This is a genomic window from Cohnella sp. CFH 77786 (assembly GCF_019400745.1).
In the GTDB taxonomy this organism is placed as follows: domain Bacteria; phylum Bacillota; class Bacilli; order Paenibacillales; family Paenibacillaceae; genus Cohnella.
In genome coordinates this window covers 55,740-73,826 of the sequence record NZ_WJIB01000009.1, presented here as the reverse complement: position 1 = coordinate 73,826, position 18,087 = coordinate 55,740, and the positions used below count along the sequence as shown (strand labels likewise).

Sequence of the window (18,087 nt, the reverse complement as noted above, 5' to 3'; positions counted from 1 at the left end):
CAATCCTGGTGTTAGAATCACAATAGAGTTCGCGTTGTGACAAAAAAAGGAGGAAATGATCGTGAAGCCGTTAAACCAACTCATCACCCCGCACTTGTGGTTCGACAAGGAGGCGAAAGAAGCCGCGAAGTTCTATTGCTCTGTGTTCCCGGATTCCAAAATCACAAGCATGACAACATTGCAAAATACGCCATCCGGCGATTGCGATCTCGTTTCGTTCAACGTCTGGGGACAACCGTTTATGGCCATCTCTGCGGGGCCGCTCTTTCCGTTCAATCCTTCCATCTCGTTTATCGTGAATTTCGATCCCTCACGCGAGAAGTACGCGCGAGACATGATCGACGAATCGTGGAACAAGTTGTCCGAAGACGGCACCGCACTTATGCCGCTTGACAAGTACCCGTTCAGCGAACGGTATGGCTGGATCCAGGATAAGTACGGCGTCTCCTGGCAGCTTATTCTGACGAATCCGGATGGAGAGCCGCGGCCGACAATCGTCCCATCCATGATGTTCGTGGGCGATAATTGCGGCAACGCGGAAGAGGCACGCGAGTTCTACCTTTCGGTCTTCCGGAATGCCAAACCAGGCACCCTCTTCCGGTATGGCCCCGGCCAAGAGCCTGACCAAGAGGGAACGGTGATGTTCACCGACTTTATGCTGGAAAACACCTGGTTTGCGGCCATGGACAGCGCGAGGGAACACCGGTTCAACTTCAACGAGGCGATTTCTCTCCTGGTCAATTGCGAGACGCAGGAGGACATCGATCACTACTGGGAACGGCTTTCCGCCGTACCCGAAGCCGAGCAGTGCGGCTGGCTTAAAGACAAATACGGCGTTTCGTGGCAAATCTCCCCCGCCGCACTGGACGAGATGATGATGAAGGGCACGCCGGAACAACGCGATCGTGTCACGCAGGCGTTCTTGAAGATGAAAAAGTTCAACATTGCGGAATTGCAAGCAGCATTTCAAGAGGAATGACCTGATAAGCGTACGTCAGGCAGAGCTGGGCTTGCAGGATGGTGGGTGCCTCATCTCATATGCCATACATCCTGCTACAGCCAGTTTGGCGTTAGGCATCCAATCCTTAACCGCTCAACCTTTGTTGAATCGGCCCGAACAATCGCACGAGAAGGGCATCCTGCGTAGGCATCAGGTCTTTCGTGTAAAGGACGAAAACGTTATATAGAAATGAAAACGCGACGACACCGAATACCACCCATTTCGTCCGCGTTTTTTTCGTATTGGTTTTCAAATAGATCCATTCGCCCCAAGCAATCGCAAGGTAAGCAATCACCAGCAATACCATCCGATATTCATCCCTTTCGCCAAAAGTCGCTTTATTCCGCCCCGGTTTCGTGTACGCGCAAGCTCCGTTTACGCAGCCATAAACCGACTACGTATAGGAGTAATAAGAGTTCGACCGTTAAGGTGAAGACCGGGAGAACCTTTTTCAGAAATTCCTGTCGTTCGGTTATATTGACGGCAATATGTTCGGACATTCCGATCATCACCGCCCCAATGGAAAAAGCTAGCGGCTTGCTGTGTTTCAACCCCATCATCTGTCCGATGCCGGAAACGGCAATATATAAAAAAAAGCTGACTCTAACGAATAAGCTCGAAATCCATATCCCGATAAAAATCGGATCCATATTTTCCAGAAAATCGCCTACCCGAATCATACGGAACATTTCCAACGTCGGGTAGGACAAGAGAGCCGTAGAATGCACGCCAAAAACCATGATGCAGGTCAAATAAGTCAAGATGATCATGAACACCCCGCATCCGCTTCCGATGGCCAAGGAACGAAACGTCTTTTCTTTGTTACGGAGATGCGGATAGATAAAAAGAACCTTGGACATATCCAGAATTCCTATGGCGGCGATCATCCCCCCCCATATCGGCCGAAGTTCCCAATGACGGATAAATGCCCCCGCAATCGGCCAAATGATCTCCTTCTGGATCAGGAAGGGGTTCAGAAATACGACACCGACCACGATAATCAATAGGCCTGAGGCGGCACGAAAAATGTTTTCAATTCCCGAGCGGACGGCCAAAATGACGCTTAGACCAAATAAAGAAGCAATGGCCCAATTGGGAGTGAGCGGCAAATAAACGAGCGCCAAAAAATCGCTAAGCTCCCGTATCAAATTCGCGCCAATGTACATGGTTTGATAAAAATAGAGGGTCAGGATGAGCACGTGCAGCCATCTCCCGACCAATTGCCCCCCGAAGCGGGTTATAAATTCGTCGGGACGGCGGGAAGCCACTTTCAAGATTGGGAAAACGAGCACCAATCCTGCCGCCCATCCCGCGATCAGGCTTATCCAGCCTTCATAACCCGTTCCTTCGCTTAATCCGTTAATAATAAACCCGGTGGCCGGGCCGTAAAAGTTAAGAATTAAAAGCATGATCAATTGGGACTGGGAGATGCGTTCCATCGTTTTCCCTCCGGGAGAATTCATTCGCTACCCTTCCCTTCCGGCGGCTTGCCGGGCTTCCAATAAGGGTTGCGTTCTCCTCCAAGACGTCGGATACGAACGTCGGTCTTCACCCTAAAGTCGACATCTTTCATGTAATGCCGATGCCAATCCGTTTTCCACCGTTTCCATAGGGCAGGCTTGTACCATTCCAAATAGTTGCCTAACTGGTACACGTCAGCCCCATTTCGCTGAGATTTTTCCAATGCTTTCATCACTCGATCCTCTAATTGGTCATTCAGCTTGGCTTCCAGCTTTTTGATTTGTACTGGATTTAGCAAATCAATATCGGATTCGGTAGATAAGACATCGTCAACCGCTTCAAGCAAAATGCGGAAACGAACGCGATCTCCACGGGTCTCCGCTTTGATTTTGGTTTCCGCCTTCACGATCAAAAAATCCACCGTTTTTCCGTCCGTAGGAGAGACAACCGAAATGAGCGCATTTTCCATGCGCCCCATGACCCATAACGCGCCGCGCATCTCTTGAAGTTCGTAATAATCGATCAGCTTTTCGTCCTTGATCATGCCTGCCCCGTTGTTGAACACTCGTAAGGCCGTTTTGCCCTTTTCGCTGGTCATCACTTCCGGCGCGACTCTTAACCGGCCGACAAGTCCATCTCGCAAGCCGGGTCCGCCAAGCAGCAGGTCCCTCACCTTCGTATCGACAATGGACCTCCGAGCAGCCAATTCGCGCAACAGTTCCGAAGGAAATCGCTCGGGTATGGGAATGACTCCTTCCATTGACGTTGCTTCCCCCGAGACGAGAAAGACGTAGGATTTGATTTGAAACGATGGCTGCCGGAGGACGAATTCCAGAATCGGCCGCAACCCCCTTCGGGCCATCTTATCGCCAACGAGAATAATTCGGGTATGGCCCCAATTGATCTGGCGGGAGAGCTCGGATTGAATCTTTCGGTAAGCCGCGGCAATCGATTCACCTGTTTTCGTCACCGTTGCGTAAGGGTTTCCTTCTCCTTCCGCAACTCCCCTTTGAAGCCTTGTCATCCGGCTGGGCATGGGGAACCCCAAAGTCAACTTGATCTCATCTTCTTGTTCCCCCGCATCGACAAACATGGCGGTCACGAAAAGCCGGTCGTTGATTTCCACTCGCGACCAGCACCCGGTCAGGAGCAGCGGAAGCATAACCAGAGAAACCATGATTCCGCACGGATTCCGAATGTCCCATACCACGGATAATCGCATGGCTAGTCACCATCCCAATCTTTGGGCACATGAGGGAGGTGCACCGGCGCCTCTCTTGTTCCGCCTCGGGTGCCAAAGAGTACTGGCCTGTTGCTCATCTTCCACCAAGGGGCCCTAACCATCACGTCCTTCCAATCCCGAACGCGGATCGGCGCTATCGGCGTCATATAAGGCGTTCCGAAGGAACGAAGACTCAACAGATGCATATAAACGATCAACAACGATATCACAATTCCAAACATGCCGAACGTTCCGGCAAGCAGCATAATCGGAAAACGAAGCAGCCGGAGAGTCAAACCAAGCGAGTAATTCGGGATGACGAAGGAAGCGATCCCGGTCAGAGAGACAATGATGACCATCGGGGCCGAAACGATTCCGGCCTCTACCGCAGCCTGTCCGATGATTAAAGCCCCGATGATCGAGATCGTTTGCCCGATGGTCTTAGGAATCCGCAGCCCGCCTTCGCGTAAAGCCTCAAACGTGATTTCCATCAGCATCGCTTCGATGAATGCGGGAAACGGAGTGCCTTCCCTTGCAGCCGCAACTGTAAGGAGAAGATTAGGGGGGAGCATCTCCGGATGAAAGGTTGTAACCGCGACATAAACAGACGGCAGCAACAGCGAGATCAGAAGAAAAAAGTAGCGAATCCAGCGGATCCAGGTTGCGGCAATATATCGCTGGTAGTAATCCTCTGCCGATTGCAGAAACATGTTCAAGGTAACCGGCGCAAGCACAGGTATCGGCGATCCGTCTGCGAAAATGGCGATTCGGCCTTCCAAAAGCGACGCCGTAACCGTATCCGGCCGTTCGGTGGCTTGCAGTTGGGGAAACGGAGAGTAGGGATTGTCTTCAATGTACTCTTCCAGGTAACTTGTTCCGAGCACGCCGTCCATTTTGATTCGCCCAAGACGAAGTTTTACTTCATCGACAAGCTCTTGTTTACAAATGCCGTCGATATAGACAAGCATTACGTCTGTTTGCGTATAAGTTCCGAAATTCAGCCTTTCCGTTTTCAATGCCGGATGCCTAATCCGGCGCCGGATCATCGTAATGTTCGTTTCCAAATCTTCAACAAAAGATTCTCGAGGGCCCCGGATGACCGGTTCGTTGGTCGGTTCGGTGATGGCCCGCTTTTCTGTCTTTTTGACTAGAAAAATTTGAATGTATTTCAGCCCGTCTATCAACATAAGCATCTGCCCATTAAGCAGTTGCTGCAAAGCTTGGGTCAGGCTGAGCGTCTGCATGAAGCTCGAGATCGGCATTCCGGACAAACCGCCAATCCGTTCCGCCAACTCTGCCTCCGGCCGGTCTTCGACCCGTTGCAGGAAGTCGTTCTCAATCATGATCTCGAATAACTGGCGATCCACCATTCCCTGCAAAAAAAGAACGGCTCCGGCAACACCCGATTCAGTTGTAATTTCCCGGATTACGACGTCTGCGCAGCGGTCAAGTTGATTACGAAGCCATGCCAGTCGTTCCCCAAGCGATTCGCCCGGTGGTTCCGGCGATGTTGGAAGAGAGTCAAGGAAAGTCTGAAAATTGTCCCTCTGTTTACGCCTGAATAAGGAAAACCTGCGCATATCATGCACCTCTTAGCCGCAAAACCACAACAACCCAGTCCTTCTTTCCGCTTTAATATGTGCAGCATCTGGGAGGACTATCCAAATCGTTTGCGATCAACAAAAAAACGCAACCGGATTCGGTCGCGTTTCGTGTGTACTTCTCTATCCTTATCTCGTAACATCCTTCCCGCCGGAGAGAAGGCGCTCCAGCTCGGCGGCCTTCGGCAAACCTTCCCAGTCTCCCCGGTATTGGACGGCAAGCGCGCCCATCGCATTCGCCGTGCGTAGCGCCCGTTCGAATCGGTGTTCGTCTTCCGGCTCCAGGTACACGGAAAGAAGGCCCGCCGCGAACGCATCTCCAGCCCCTACCGTGTCCACGATGCGCGGTACCCGGTCCGGGGGCACCCGCAGCGTCCGGTCTTCCTCGAAGCCAATCGCTCCCCGTTCGCCCAGCTTCAGCACGACCGTTTTCGGTCCCATTTCGCGGAACAGTTGCCCGTACTCCTCCTCCGTCCGTTCGCCGAGAAGGAATTCGGCCTCCTCCAGCCCCGGCAGGAACAAGTCGCACAACGGAACGAGCGACAGCAGCGTCCGGCGAGCTTCTTCTTCGGACCATAGCTTGCGTCTCAGGTTCGGGTCGAAGGATACGGTGAGCCCTATGCTTCGCGCCTGCCGCATCGCTTCCCGTACGGCATCGGCCGTATGCGGTCCGAGCGCCGGGGTGATGCCGGTGACGTGCAGGTGCCGCGCGCCTTCGAACCATTCCGGTTTCACGTGTTCGGGCGCCAGGCGGCTTGCCGCGGACCCCTTGCGATAGTAGTACACGTTAGGATCGCCGTATCCTTTGAACTCCTTGAAATAAATCGCGGTCGGAAACGACGGGTCCCGCTCCGCCAGCGACACGTCGACGCCTTCGCCGGCCAGCGTGGACAGAATGATGTCGCCGAAAGGATCGGCGCCGACGCGTCCGATCCAGCGCGCCTTGCGGCCGAGCCGCGTCAAGCCGATCGCGACGTTCGACTCCGCGCCCGCGATCGTGCGGGTGAACAGCGGCGCGTACGCGAGAGGCCCCTCGCTCATCGGCTGCATGGAGACCATGCTTTCTCCAATCGTGACGACGTCGACCGAAGCGCCGGACCTGGCCGTCATACGCGCCGGACTCCCCGGACTTCGTCCGCGTACGATTGCGCCAAGTCGCGAAGCTCGTCGAATTTCCCTTCCGCGACAAGCTTCTTGTCGACGAGGTTGCCGCCCAGTCCGACGGCGATCGCCCCCGCGTCCAGCACGGTCCGGATATTCTGCAGGTTCACGCCGCCCGTCGCGATCATCGGAATGTGGTCCAGCGGCGCCCGGATCTCCTTGAGATAGTTCACGCCAAGGCTGCCCATCGGGAACACTTTGACGGCGGAAGCCCCTTCTTTGTACGCCCGGACGATTTCCGTCGGGGTCATCGTGCCCGGCCATACGTCGATTCCTCTCTCGACGCCGAAGCGGACGACTTTCTTATCGAAGTTGGGGGAGATGATATACTCGGCTCCCGCAGCGGCCGCCTCCTTAGCCTGTTCCAGGTCGAGAACGGTGCCGGCTCCGATCCGCATGCGGCCTTCATACCGCTCCCGGAAACGGGAAATCATGCCGAGCGCTCCGTCCGTATTCAGCGTGACTTCCAGGAAAACGATGCCCCCGTCGGCCATCGCTTGCGCCGTGGCGTCGGCTTTGTCCTCGGGAATGCCGCGGATGATGGCGACGATTTTCTGTTCGGCAAGCGCCTGCAGCAATTCGGTAGGTTTGCGTGCTCCCGTCATCGCGCCATCCACCCCCCGTCCACGCACAGTACATGGCCGTTCAAGTAATCGGATGCCGGGGAGGCGAGGAACACGACCGGCCCTTTCAAGTCTTCGGGGTTGCCCCATCGGCCGGCCGGAATCCGGTCGAGAATCGATTGGTACCGCTTCTCGTCGGCGATGATCGGCGCCGTATTGCGGGTGGTGATGTAGCCGGGCGCGATCGCGTTGACTTGGACGCCCTTGCCGGCCCATTCGTTCGCCAGCGCTTTCGTGATGCCGGCGACCGCATGCTTGCTGGCCGTGTAGCCGGGAACGTTGATGCCGCCTTGGAACGAGAGCATCGAAGCGATATTGATGATTTTGCCGCTGCCCCGCTCGATCATGTGGCGACCGGCCAGTTGGCAGAGGAAGAAGACGGAATTGAGATTGAGGTCGATCACGTCGTTCCAATCTTGCCGCGAATGCTCCGCCGCGGGAGCACGGCGGATCGTGCCCGCGTTGTTCACGAGGATGTCGACTTCGCCGAACTTGCTTAAGGCTTCCGCGAATAAGCCCTCCAGGTTGTCCGCATTGCTCAGGTCTGCGGAAATCTGCTCGATCCTTCCGCCGAACGCGCGGACAGTCGCTACGGTTTCGTCGCTGTTCGATGCCGAGACGGCCACAATGGACGCGCCGGCTTCGGCCAGCCCGATCGCCATCGCTTGGCCCAGGCCGCCGGAAGTTCCGGTGACCAGCGCCGTTTTGCCGGATAAGTCAAACAACATGGCTCTCATTCCTTTTCCCGATTGATGAGGAGGCGGACGCCCGCTCCCCGGTATAACGCTTCCGTCTCCGGCGAGATGCCGGAATCGGTCAGGATCGCCTCCACCTCCGTCAATTTCGCGAAGGTGAACAGCGCTCCCTGGCCGAACTTGTGGTGGTCGGCCACGACGTACGAACTCTGTGCCGTGTCGATCCAGGCCCGCTTGATGTCGTGAAATTCGCCCGTATAGATCGTATACCCGTATTCCGGATGGACCCCTGTCGCGGTCAGGAAGGCTTTGCGGATGTTGAGCCTGCGGATGTACTGGGCAGCTTCCGTTCCCGTCAGCATATTGCGGACGCGGTAGCCGCCCGGCACGACGAGACGGACCTGGTCCTTGCGAGCCAACTCGCTGATGATGATCACGTCGTTGGTTACGACGGTCAGCGGCTGATTGGGCAGGTGCCTCGCGATTTCCTGAGTCGTCGTTCCGCCGTCCAGCGCAACGATGTCGTTCGGCTCGATCAAGCTGACAGCGAGCCTGGCCACTTCGGCTTTCTCCGCGGCGTGGCGCGAAACAGGGTTCTTGGTGGACAGAATGCCGAGCTGGTCAGCCTGCGCCAGAACGGCGCCTCCATGCACGCGCTGCAGCAGCCCTTTCTCCTCCAGCTTGGCGAGGTCTTCGCGGATCGTCTTGCCGGTCACCTCGAGCCGTTCGCTCAGCTCCGCCACCGTCACTTGATTCGCGGCCAGCAGCATTTCCATGATCAGTTCGTATCGGCGCAGGGGATTCATCGAACCATCCGTTTCCGCTTGGATTCCCTTATTTTAAATCTTTCATCGCGACGGCGTCCATATCTTCGAACGTCTGGTTCTCCCCTGCCATTCCCCATACGAACGTATAGCTGCTCGTGCCGACGCCGCTGTGGATCGACCAGCTCGGCGAAATGACAGCCTGCTCGTTGCGGACGACGACGTGGCGCGTTTCCTGCGGTTCGCCCATCAGGTGGAAAACGACGCCGTTCTCCGGCATGTCGAAGTAGAAATAAACTTCGGAGCGGCGGTTATGCGTGTGGCAAGGCATCGTGTTCCACATGCTTCCCGGCTTCAGCAGGGTCATGCCCATCACAAGCTGGCAGCTCTGGATGCCGCCGGTGTGGATGTATTTGTAAATGGTGCGTTCGTTCGAGTTCTCCAGGCCGCCCAGATGAACGGGAGTCGCTTCGCTGATCGCGGCCTTGACCGTCGGATAGGTTTGGTGCGCGGGCGTGGAGTTCAAGTAGTACTTGGCCGGCGCGGCGGAGTCGTCGCTGGCGAACACGACTTCCTTGGCGCCGCGGCCGACGTAGAGGCAGTCTTTGTTCGCCATGGCGAACGTTTGTCCGTCGACGGTCACCGTTCCTTGCCCGCCGATGTTGATGATGCCGATTTCGCGGCGCTCGAGGAACGTCGCCGCGCCGATCGTCGCGGTGTCGGCTTCCAGCTTGACCGGACCGGATGTCGGCACGGCGCCGCCAACGATGAAACGGTCGACGTGGGAATAGAAGAGCGTGAGCTCGTTCGGGACGAAAAGCTGCTCGATCAGGAATTCCTCGCGGAGCCGGGTCGTGTCGAACGCTTTCACTTCATTCGGGTGAGAGGCGTAACGGATTTCCATGGGCAAAACCTCCATCTTGTTCGTTTTAGTTTACATAAGTTCATTTAGGTTTATTCTATGTGCTTTTAGGTCATTTTACAACCGAAAAATATCGGTAATCGCCGATATCGCTTCATCCAATTGCTGTTGTTCCTGTTCGAACGGCATGCTTGGTCAAGCCCCCGTGACAAGGGAAGTTCTCGACTAAATGAGAAGGAAAATGCTGGTTTATGTCGAATTGCTTTCGAATTGCTCAGTGTAAAGGAGTACTTGCCATGGGAAGAAAAGCTTATCGATTTGCGTGGAATATAGGTCTGGCATTTGTCATTATCCTAACACCGTTCTTGCAGATCGGCATGAACAAATCCCAAGCAGCGGGAAGTTCCGGCGTTCGAACGGAAGTAGAGTTCCACTACGAGGCCAGTTCCGACGGTCAAAGTTGGTTCCCGCAAATAACGGTGTATAAGGGGGATTTCTCGACAGGAATTACAACGACCGAGAAATATACGTATACCGAAAAAGCTATATCGAAAAAAGGCGACTTTAACAACTGCAGCGAGCAGCCCTATCTAATCAAGCGTTCGAACGGCTATGTCGCTTATTGGAACACTTGCCATCCAATAAAGTGGGGAAAGAGCTCCTCCGTCACTTCGTTGCTCCTTTCGTTCGACCTAACGACCCAAAAGTGGGAGGTTGTGGCGGAGACGCCTGGCTTGAACATTACGTTTTTCCCCGTTTTTGGCGCTTATACAACGATGCCGCCTTATGAATCGTCCAATACGAATCGGAAATCGCTCAACGCGAAAACCTACGACTTGACGACGAAAAAGCTATTGCTGACATCAGTCAGCGTGCCTAATGAAGAGGGCGATTCGCTTCGCTATATCGTGTATCGGGAACAGACGGGTATCGATCATTACAGTAAGAAGCCTTTTAAATACGAGGCGCATGTTGAATTCAAGTTAGACAAGCAAGGGCGTAAAACCGAGATCAGCGAGGTACAGGGAGTAGTATCGCAGAGTGAGAAAAAGATCAGGATCGGGAAATTAACATACACGGGCTATAAGGACACGAAGAAAAAAGAAGACTTTTACGGGTACTACAAGGACAACAAGTTTACGCCTCTCGACGATCCGGGCTATTCAAGTGCTGGTTCATTTTCGCCGAACAACAAATATCTGATCATCACCATGTTTCCAAACGATCGGAACAAGTGGGCGCATACGGTTGAATATAAGACGAAAATCGTAGAAGCCAAGACAGGAAAAATTTTATACGTTCTGCCGATGTACGCCAACATAAACTATTACCATTTTTATGATTGGAACTATGGAGATGAGCTCGTTCGCGTTAACTTCTGGACGGATAACATGAAGCTCAGAAACGGTTATCTGAACCTGAAAACGGGAATCTACACGCAAGCATTGGACAACGCCCAGGAAAATGACCGGACGCATCATTTCTATAAATACGACGGTAAGTATGAAGAACTGCTGTCGCCGCTTACGCCGCCGCATCTAACGGTCGACGGGAAGACGGTCGTGTACCATGGGCAGGGAGCTTTCGTCGCGGAAAATGGGAAATGGTTCGTCGGGGTACAAGACTTCGCGGATAGTATCGGCGGAACGGTTTCGCTAGGCACGAATGATTTGACGCTAAAGGCAGGCGGGCGGAGCGTCACGATAGCGCTGGCCAATACCGTGGCGGCTTTCGGCAAAAGATATGCTTCCATTAACGATCTTGGCAAAGGGCTCGGCTACGTAACCGCGCTGTACAATGGAAGGGAGCAGGGACCAAGAAACATAGCTCTCTATTCCGCTCGATTCACTGAGGAGCAGTTTCTGTCCCAAAATCCGGAAGCGAAAATGTTGGATTCGCATAATGGCTACTATAAGCTGAATGCGGGAGCCCCAGAATTCGTTAGCGAAGATTCTCAGTCCCATTCCTACCGGCTCGGCGGCTATACCGATATCATTACGTTCAAAGATGGAAAGCTTCAATGCATCGAATCCGAGATTAGCCTGGATGCGATGGATAGAAGGATCGAGCGCTTCGAACCTATGAAAAACGTGTTGAAGGCGTACGGTACCGGCAAGAAATATACGTTAAACGTCCGTTGGGGTTTTGATGCGAACATATACGCGTTTCCTTCTCAAGGCTATACGAGGTTGCTTGTTTTCCAAAACAGCAGCTTCGATAGCGACATCGTTATTATAGAGGAAGCCTCCCCGTCAACCACATAAAGCCGAACGCGTTCCACAGCACTAGCAACGGCACGCCGATCGTAAAGCCGAGATGCTTTGTTTTATGGCGATAAGCGTACATGCCGATCCATGAGCCTAGCGCGCCTCAGCGAACGCAATGAACAGAATCGTATTCTCGGGGGTGCGCCGCGCGTGGCGACGGGCAAGCGTCTTATCTCGACGCATGGAGGTGAAACCCAGGATTTTCAGTACGGTAAAATAAGCAGCGTGCGGATGAGCTTTACCGACTCGACGGAGGTAGAGGAAACGTGGCACAGCATCATGCAGCAGGCGGAGCTGCTCGCGGCATTTACATAGGCAGGACGTCTCTCCTCGAGGAAGACGGGGAGACGTTCTGGGTATACGATTGTCGGGCACCGATCTCGAGCTTGTTCTACGATCACGAGCAGGGGCCGGCTTCTTTCGCGATTCCGGACGGCGTCATGGAAGGCGAGCTGAAGCTGAAGCCGAAGCCTTGAAAATCAGATTCAAACCGCACGCGTCGGAAGATGATCGGGAATCGGCGGGCTCGGTCCGGATCGAAGACATCGTCGCGTCCCTCGGGATCAGCGCCGGGTACGGCTTCGAGGTTTTCCGCCAAGTGTACGGGATCTCCCTTTTCAGCCGGCAGTTCAAGCGATAGACCGGGATGGGCCGCTGCAGTATCGGCAATCCGGACAACAAGGGAATCAGGGCCGCGGTTCAACGCGGCCCTTCACCGCCAATTTGCCGATGAATACTCGAATCGAAACAATCATCAACATTCGCAAAAAAAACGGCTGAGACCAAGGATTCGGTCTTCGCCGGTATAGAGCGGAGCTGTTCGACCGCTTGGGTGAAGCATATCGCCGTTCCGCCCGCTACGCCCAATAGGTTCCCCACTTTTTCATTTCGATGATGATGTCATGAAGCGTATGACCCTTCTTCGTCAAATCGTATTCCACGGTCGGCGGTATCGTCGCATGAGCCTCGCGAACCACGATGCCGTTCTCCTCCAGGTGGCGCAAGGTTTGAGCAAGCGACTTCGGGCTGATGCCGTGAATGCAGCTCTTCAGTTCTCCGAAACGCCTTTTCCCGCAAAAGAGCTCCCTCAGCACCAGGAAAGACCATTTTCCTCCGATGACGTTCAGGCATTTTTCGATGGAGCACTCGTAATTGGTAAGCGACTTCATCTGTTGCAATTCGTCCATAACCGTACCTCCGCAATCGATCATTAGTCAAACTATACACTAATCCGCATCGGGCAACCAGCGGTCCGATCCGATCGTAACCTCTAGGTAACCAAGTGAAGGAAAAGTGCGTACTTCCCTCATCGCCGGCTTTCCCTTATCATTCGATTTAGTACGAAGCGGAAAAGGAGACGAAATAAGAGATGAAGTACAGACGCGTTGGAAACAGCGGAATCAAGGTAAGCGAGATCGGGCTGGGCAGTTGGTTGACTTATGGCACGGCGTACGAGCAGGAAGCAGCCGACGCCTGTATCCGGAAAGCCGTAGAATCCGGCATCAATTTCTTCGACACGTCCAACGCATACAACAGTGGAGAGGGCGAGAAGGCGCTCGGGGCGGCGCTGAAGCCATACGAACGTTCCAGCTACGTGCTTTCCACCAAGGTGTTTTTCCGGATGGGACCGGGGCCTAATGACGGCGGGCTTTCAAGAAAGCACATCATGGAGCAATGCGATGCCAGCCTGAAGCGGCTGGGCGTCGACTATATCGATCTTTATTTTTGCCACCGGTTCGATCGGGAAACCCCGCTCGAAGAGACGCTTCGGGCGCTGGACGACCTGACGGCGCAAGGCAAAATCCTGTATGCCGCCGTCAGCGAATGGAGCGCCGCCCAGATTGCCGACGCGGTCGGCATCTCCAAACGGCTGAACCTGCGTCCGCTCGTGTCCAACCAGCCGATTTACAATATGTTCGAGCGCTATATCGAGCAAGAGGTAATCCCGGTCAGCGAGAGCGCGGGAATCGGACAAATCGTTTTTTCGCCTCTCGCACAGGGCATCTTGACGGGGAAATACAAGCGGGGAGCCGAGCTTCCGGCGGATAGCCGCGCGGCGAACGCGTCGGTAAACGGAGTTGTCAACAGCTACTTGCGGGATGACGTACTCGAATGCGTGGAACATCTGGACCGTTTGGCGAAGGAAGCCGGCATCTCGCTTGCCCAGCTGTCCCTGGCATGGGTGCTGCGCCAGCCCGGCGTGAGCTCGGCCTTGATCGGCGCGACCCGTCCGTCCCAGATCGAAGAGAACGTCAAAGCCGTCGAAGTTCAATTAAGTGCCGACATCTTGAATGAGATCGAACGGATTTTGAAGCAGGTGGAAGGCTTCGCCCCGCTTCGTTGACGGCTGCCCCCATGCGGCAAAGAGTTGTTCGATAGAATCGGGCAACTCTTGCCCAACGTGGCCGAGGCGGAAAGTTGTTTCGGTGATCTTGTGAACGACCGAAGCCCTCCAAGTCGTACGTGTTCCAAACAACTAAGAACCAAAATACAGTTATTTTTCGAAAATCCCCCTCAAAAACCGTGACCAAAGTCCAAAATACAGTTAACCCCCTTCGATTTATAAGAAAATCTAGAATATCTTGCAAACTGACTGTATTTTGGTTTTCAATCACCCTAAAATGATCCGATTTTAGAAAAATAGTTGTATTTTGGTTCTTAGTGTATTCCCAGCTTGGCGGCAGGCGGTTGGCGACTGGTTATCGGTCTAGTCTCGCGGTTGGCGGTCTAGTTGGCGGTCTCGCGGTTGGCGATTGGTTGGCGGTCTCGTTGGCGGTTGGCAGGCACCGACCTTCAAGTCGGGCAGCGTGCCCTGACGCTTCAATTTCTACTAGTACGTCCCGCTGCCCGTTCCGACTTCATCGAGAACCGACACGTCCATGCCCCGAATCAAACGCTTTTCCTTCCCCGATCTCCATCCCCGATCTCCTCCCCGTTCCCTTGCCATCCGCCGGTAAGGTGCACGACTTCTACTCTGCGTCGTCCTCCATCCCCGCGCCCGTTGCCGGAATCCGGATTTCGACCGACGTTCCGACGCCGACTTGGCTCTCGAAACGCAAGCCATATTGCTCCCCGTAATACAGCTTCAGACGGTGATTGATGTTTTTGACCCCGTAGCCGCCGTCCGTCTTCTCCGGACTGTCTCCCCGGTTAAACGCCTCAACGAGTTCTTCCGGAATCCCGACGCCGTTGTCCTGGATCACGAGGATCATATCTTCGCTGTCCGGGTAAGAATAAATGAAAATTACCCCCTTGCGTTCGCTCTTCTCCCGAATGCCATGGAGAATGGCGTTCTCCACGATCGGCTGAAGCGTGATCTTCGGAATGCGGCAATCGCCGACGCTTTCGTCCACGTCGATATGAAGCGAAACCGCGTCCGAGAACCGTTTGTTCTGGATTTCGACATACAGCTTCACGTGCGTCAATTCGTCGGCGACGGAAATGATTTCCTCTCCCTTGTTGAGGCTGAGCTTGTAGAACCGGCTGAGCGAGGCGACCAGGGACGAGATTTCCGGAACGCTCCGCTGAATGGCCATCCAATTGATCAAATCGAGCGTATTGTAGAGGAAATGCGGGTTGATCTGGGACTGCAGCGCCTTGAGCTCGGAGCTTTTGGCTTCTTGACCCAGTTTGTATTGTTCGTCGATGAACACCTTCATCCGGCCCACCATATAGTTGAAGTTCTCGACCAGCTCGCCGATTTCGTCCTTGGTGGCGGGCAGCTTGACCGTATCGAGCTCTCCGGACTGAACTTTCCGCATTTTGCGGATGACGATGCCGATCCGGGCCGTCATGGAGCTCGAAATCCAATAGCCGAACAGGTTGGCCGCCAAGGCCAGAAGAACCATGGACAGGATGATCTGGTTCCGGAACCGGTTGCTTAACGAATAGACTTCCTTGAGCGGAACGATGGAAACGAGGGTCCAGTCGGTTCCCCGGATGTTTTTCGCGCCCGCCAGCACGCTTTCTCCGCGAATCGTAAGCTGCCGCCACGGATCCGCTTGTCCGGCGATCTCCGCCGCGGTGCCGGGCGGCAGACGCCAGTCGGCGGCCCGGCTGTCGTTCGAGGCCGCAACGACGAGCCCATCGGCATTTTGCAAATAGGCAGCGCCTCCGCGGGACGTGTTGGCTCTCTTGACGATGTCCTGAAGAACGTCGAGACGAATATCGACATCGAGCACCCCGATCTTATCGTCGAGCCGGCTGAAATTTTTGATGAACCGGATCGAATGCACGGTCTTTTGCTCCGGATCCCGCAAGGACGGAATGGCTTGCCCGTCCGAGATCCACATCATTTTCCCCGTATGTCCGAGCAGCTTGCCGTTCAGGGCCGACGAGGCGAATTCGCTCAGCGGAAAGAAGTTCATCCGTTCGTTGGCATAGATTAGATAATCGGGAATGAACAACCGGATCCGGTAGATGTCGTCGTTCTTCTGGAAAGACGACAGATTGAGGGACAGGTTCTGGAAATCCCGGAGCTGCGCGGGCAGCCCGTACTCGGATTCCGGCCGGGACAGGTAGTCGTTCAGATTGCCGTCGAGCGCGATCGCGTCGGAAACGTCGATGATTTTGCTCAGCTTGTAGCTGAGGAAATTGTCGGTCTGGGCGAACACCTGCTTGGTCGAATACAGAATCTCGGAATTGAGCGTCTTGGCGCTTTCCCGGTAAGAGATGTAAGCCAGCGTTCCCAGCGTGACCAAGATGAGCAGGGAATTGAAAATGAGCAGCTTGTGCTTCAGCTTCAGATTCCGGTAAGCGCCGGTAAAAGTCATGAAAACTTCTCCTTATATTCCGAAGGGGTCATGCCGGTCACTTTTTTGAACGTCTTGGCGAAATAATTGGCGTCCTGGAACCCGACGAGCGAAGCGACTTCGTACAGCTTGTACCTTCGGTCCTTCAGCAGCTCCTGGGCGCGTTCGATGCGGGATTCGGTCAAGAACTGGTTGATCGTCAGCCCCGTTTCCTTCTTGAACTGAAGACTCAAATAGTTGGGGGTCAAGTAAAGGGCGTCGGCGATCGTCTTGATCGAAAGCTCGGAATCCTGTAAATGTTTAAGGACGATTTTCCGGATATGATAAGCGATGGAGCCTTCGTTCTCCTTGAGCTTCAGCTGCTCGGAGAAAAGGGCGAGCTTGTCCAGCGCGTACGTCTCGAGCTCGTCCAGGATATGGAATCGAAAAATGACGTTCCATAAAAAATCGTCGTCTCTTCGTTCCTCGTTCAGCGGAACGTTCTGCTGATCGGCGGCGCGGAACAGGGCGAGCAGAAGCTGGAAAAAGAAGTTTTTGGCGTTGCCCACGAGAACGTCCTGGCTTCCTCGAAGCCGTTCGACCAACCGGCGGACGAAATGGGCGGCATCGTCCATCCGCCCTTCGGCCAGAAGGGAAGCGAAGGCTGCGATGGTCGATTCGTCCATGGTCAGAGGCCGAAAGTCCGATTCTCCGAGTTCGCGGTAAACGAGTATCCGGTTGTAACCGGCGAAAAACTGCCTCTGCACCGCCACGACGGCCGCCCGGTAGGAATCGAGGATCCGTTCCGCGCCTTGCACCCGGACACCGATGCCGGTAAAGGCGCGTACCGGCCTGCCCAGCATGGAGCCGAGCCGATCCCGGACAAGCCCCGCCGGTCCAACGAGCTTGTCCGGATCGGGGTGCTTGCCGGCCGGGGAATAAGCATGTACGATCAAATGCTGCGTGTCTTTAAACCCGCATACGCAAGCAAGTCCGAAGCTGCCGAACGTCGTTTCGATTGTGGCGAGCGCTTCGTTCTTGCGGGCCTGCAGGCTTTGCAGGTCGGCGTCCGGCTCGCACAGCTTCATGACGGCGGTCACGAATCTCGCCCCGGAAGGAATGTCGATCCCTGCGCGCTCCATGTCCCTGCGGGCTTCCGCGGCGTCTTCCGGACCCCCGATCCATTGCAGCGCGATTTTTTCCTTCCAGAGCGTCCGGCTTTCGCTGACTACCTGTTCGAGCCGGTTTTCCCGGCTCCTCCGGTCGCGGCGCTCCAGGCAGACGGCGACCGCCCGGCGAAGATGGGCTTTCAGTTCCTCGAGATCGACCGGCTTCTCGATATAATCCAACGCATGCAGCTGGATGGCGGATTTCAAGTATGTTTTGTCCGCGTAGCTGCTCAGGAACAGGATGACGCAATCCGGCAGCGAATCCCGGAGCTTTCCGGCGAATTCGATCCCGTCCATCACCGGCATTTTCACGTCGGTCAGCACGATATCGGGCTTGTACGTATCGCAGGTCCGAATGGCCTGCAAGCCGTCCTCGGCGGAACGGACCATATCGATGCCGAGTTCCCTCCAAGGAATATGGTGAAGAAGACCTTCCCGGGTCATTTTTTCGTCATCGACAACGAGCAGCTTGATCATGCCGTGGTTCCTCCCGGATGCCGCATGAGGGTTCTTGCCTATCGGCAACTTCAAT

Annotated in this window: 18 protein-coding genes; 6 read left to right on the top strand and 12 right to left on the bottom strand. The window is 54.8% G+C overall.

Features of this window, described 5'->3' with window-relative positions; genetic code table 11:
• The first annotated feature begins 61 nt into the window (after positions 1 to 61).
• Positions 62 to 979: a VOC family protein gene (locus GE107_RS14365; RefSeq protein ID WP_370636424.1), complete on the top strand. Its 918-nt coding sequence runs from the start codon at positions 62 to 64 to the stop codon at positions 977 to 979.
• Between the two features lie 106 nt (positions 980 to 1,085).
• On the opposite strand, the gene GE107_RS14360 is transcribed toward GE107_RS14365, so the two are convergent.
• The 9 genes from GE107_RS14360 to kduI all read right to left on the bottom strand — a co-directional run bounded on the left by GE107_RS14360 (position 1,086) and on the right by kduI (position 9,431).
• Positions 1,086 to 1,307: a hypothetical protein gene (locus GE107_RS14360; RefSeq protein WP_219640670.1), complete on the bottom strand. Its 222-nt coding sequence runs from the start codon at positions 1,305 to 1,307 to the stop codon at positions 1,086 to 1,088.
• Between the two features lie 31 nt (positions 1,308 to 1,338).
• Complete coding sequence (locus GE107_RS14355; protein ID WP_219640669.1) at positions 1,339 to 2,439, bottom strand: GerAB/ArcD/ProY family transporter; 1,101 nt, start codon at positions 2,437 to 2,439, stop codon at positions 1,339 to 1,341.
• A gap of 20 nt (positions 2,440 to 2,459) precedes the next feature.
• Complete coding sequence (locus GE107_RS14350) at positions 2,460 to 3,683, bottom strand: Ger(x)C family spore germination protein (RefSeq protein WP_219640668.1); 1,224 nt, start codon at positions 3,681 to 3,683, stop codon at positions 2,460 to 2,462.
• A 2-nt stretch (positions 3,684 to 3,685) separates the two neighbouring features.
• A complete protein-coding gene (locus GE107_RS14345; protein ID WP_219640667.1) occupies positions 3,686 to 5,263 on the bottom strand; it encodes a spore germination protein in 1,578 nt (525 codons plus the stop codon).
• Between the two features lie 150 nt (positions 5,264 to 5,413).
• A complete protein-coding gene (locus tag GE107_RS14340; protein ID WP_219640666.1) occupies positions 5,414 to 6,394 on the bottom strand; it encodes a sugar kinase in 981 nt (326 codons plus the stop codon).
• Positions 6,391 to 7,050, bottom strand: coding sequence for a bifunctional 4-hydroxy-2-oxoglutarate aldolase/2-dehydro-3-deoxy-phosphogluconate aldolase (locus GE107_RS14335; RefSeq protein ID WP_219640665.1), 660 nt, complete (start codon positions 7,048 to 7,050; stop codon positions 6,391 to 6,393). Before GE107_RS14335 ends, GE107_RS14340 begins: the two co-directional genes overlap by 4 nt.
• Positions 7,047 to 7,796, bottom strand: coding sequence for a 2-dehydro-3-deoxy-D-gluconate 5-dehydrogenase KduD (gene kduD, locus GE107_RS14330; protein WP_219640664.1), 750 nt, complete (start codon positions 7,794 to 7,796; stop codon positions 7,047 to 7,049). Before kduD ends, GE107_RS14335 begins: the two co-directional genes overlap by 4 nt.
• A 5-nt stretch (positions 7,797 to 7,801) precedes the next feature.
• Positions 7,802 to 8,569 (bottom strand): DeoR/GlpR family DNA-binding transcription regulator, encoded by a 768-nt coding sequence (locus tag GE107_RS14325; RefSeq protein ID WP_219640663.1) that lies wholly within the window; start codon positions 8,567 to 8,569, stop codon positions 7,802 to 7,804.
• 28 nt (positions 8,570 to 8,597) lie between these two features.
• A complete protein-coding gene (kduI, locus tag GE107_RS14320) occupies positions 8,598 to 9,431 on the bottom strand; it encodes a 5-dehydro-4-deoxy-D-glucuronate isomerase (RefSeq protein ID WP_219640662.1) in 834 nt (277 codons plus the stop codon).
• 254 nt (positions 9,432 to 9,685) lie between these two features.
• Here kduI and GE107_RS14315 point away from each other — a divergent pair, with 254 nt between their 5' ends.
• The 4 genes from GE107_RS14315 to GE107_RS14300 all read left to right on the top strand — a co-directional run bounded on the left by GE107_RS14315 (position 9,686) and on the right by GE107_RS14300 (position 12,296).
• Entirely contained in the window at positions 9,686 to 11,653 is a 1,968-nt protein-coding gene (locus tag GE107_RS14315; RefSeq protein ID WP_219640661.1) for a hypothetical protein, read from the top strand.
• Positions 11,654 to 11,806: 153 nt separating this feature from the next.
• Positions 11,807 to 11,971, top strand: coding sequence for a hypothetical protein (locus GE107_RS14310; protein ID WP_219640660.1), 165 nt, complete (start codon positions 11,807 to 11,809; stop codon positions 11,969 to 11,971).
• A complete protein-coding gene (locus tag GE107_RS14305; protein WP_219640659.1) occupies positions 11,923 to 12,132 on the top strand; it encodes a hypothetical protein in 210 nt (69 codons plus the stop codon). Before GE107_RS14310 ends, GE107_RS14305 begins: the two co-directional genes overlap by 49 nt.
• Positions 12,129 to 12,296, top strand: a complete 168-nt coding sequence (locus tag GE107_RS14300; protein ID WP_219640658.1) for a hypothetical protein — start codon at positions 12,129 to 12,131, stop codon at positions 12,294 to 12,296. The genes GE107_RS14305 and GE107_RS14300 overlap by 4 nt, the downstream gene beginning before the upstream one ends.
• A gap of 217 nt (positions 12,297 to 12,513) precedes the next feature.
• Here the strand turns inward: GE107_RS14300 and GE107_RS14295 are convergent, their stop codons facing one another.
• Positions 12,514 to 12,843 (bottom strand): winged helix-turn-helix transcriptional regulator, encoded by a 330-nt coding sequence (locus tag GE107_RS14295; RefSeq protein WP_219640657.1) that lies wholly within the window; start codon positions 12,841 to 12,843, stop codon positions 12,514 to 12,516.
• 182 nt (positions 12,844 to 13,025) lie between these two features.
• Here GE107_RS14295 and GE107_RS14290 point away from each other — a divergent pair, with 182 nt between their 5' ends.
• Positions 13,026 to 14,000, top strand: a complete 975-nt coding sequence (locus GE107_RS14290; RefSeq protein WP_219640656.1) for an aldo/keto reductase family protein — start codon at positions 13,026 to 13,028, stop codon at positions 13,998 to 14,000.
• Between the two features lie 625 nt (positions 14,001 to 14,625).
• On the opposite strand, the gene GE107_RS14285 is transcribed toward GE107_RS14290, so the two are convergent.
• Both GE107_RS14285 and GE107_RS14280 read right to left on the bottom strand, forming a co-directional pair.
• Positions 14,626 to 16,428, bottom strand: a complete 1,803-nt coding sequence (locus GE107_RS14285) for a cache domain-containing sensor histidine kinase (RefSeq protein WP_219640655.1) — start codon at positions 16,426 to 16,428, stop codon at positions 14,626 to 14,628.
• A complete protein-coding gene (locus GE107_RS14280) occupies positions 16,425 to 18,032 on the bottom strand; it encodes a response regulator (RefSeq protein WP_219640654.1) in 1,608 nt (535 codons plus the stop codon). The genes GE107_RS14285 and GE107_RS14280 overlap by 4 nt, the downstream gene beginning before the upstream one ends.
• Between the last annotated feature and the right edge of the window lie 55 nt (positions 18,033 to 18,087).

Excerpts from the sequence above, each read along its gene's own strand:
- GE107_RS14360 (WP_219640670.1), bottom strand. The coding sequence starts at position 1,307 with ATGGTATTGCTGGTGATTGCTTACCTTGCGATTGCTTGGGGCGAATGG.
- GE107_RS14355 (WP_219640669.1), bottom strand. The coding sequence starts at position 2,439 with ATGGAACGCATCTCCCAGTCCCAATTGATCATGCTTTTAATTCTTAAC.
- GE107_RS14350 (WP_219640668.1), bottom strand. The coding sequence starts at position 3,683 with ATGCGATTATCCGTGGTATGGGACATTCGGAATCCGTGCGGAATCATG.
- GE107_RS14345 (WP_219640667.1), bottom strand. The coding sequence starts at position 5,263 with ATGCGCAGGTTTTCCTTATTCAGGCGTAAACAGAGGGACAATTTTCAG.
- GE107_RS14340 (WP_219640666.1), bottom strand. The coding sequence starts at position 6,394 with ATGACGGCCAGGTCCGGCGCTTCGGTCGACGTCGTCACGATTGGAGAA.
- GE107_RS14335 (WP_219640665.1), bottom strand. The coding sequence starts at position 7,050 with ATGACGGGAGCACGCAAACCTACCGAATTGCTGCAGGCGCTTGCCGAA.
- kduD (WP_219640664.1), bottom strand. The coding sequence starts at position 7,796 with ATGTTGTTTGACTTATCCGGCAAAACGGCGCTGGTCACCGGAACTTCC.
- GE107_RS14325 (WP_219640663.1), bottom strand. The coding sequence starts at position 8,569 with ATGAATCCCCTGCGCCGATACGAACTGATCATGGAAATGCTGCTGGCC.
- kduI (WP_219640662.1), bottom strand. The coding sequence starts at position 9,431 with ATGGAAATCCGTTACGCCTCTCACCCGAATGAAGTGAAAGCGTTCGAC.
- GE107_RS14315 (WP_219640661.1), top strand. The coding sequence starts at position 9,686 with ATGGGAAGAAAAGCTTATCGATTTGCGTGGAATATAGGTCTGGCATTT.
- GE107_RS14295 (WP_219640657.1), bottom strand. The coding sequence starts at position 12,843 with ATGGACGAATTGCAACAGATGAAGTCGCTTACCAATTACGAGTGCTCC.
- GE107_RS14290 (WP_219640656.1), top strand. The coding sequence starts at position 13,026 with ATGAAGTACAGACGCGTTGGAAACAGCGGAATCAAGGTAAGCGAGATC.
- GE107_RS14285 (WP_219640655.1), bottom strand. The coding sequence starts at position 16,428 with ATGACTTTTACCGGCGCTTACCGGAATCTGAAGCTGAAGCACAAGCTG.
- GE107_RS14280 (WP_219640654.1), bottom strand. The coding sequence starts at position 18,032 with ATGATCAAGCTGCTCGTTGTCGATGACGAAAAAATGACCCGGGAAGGT.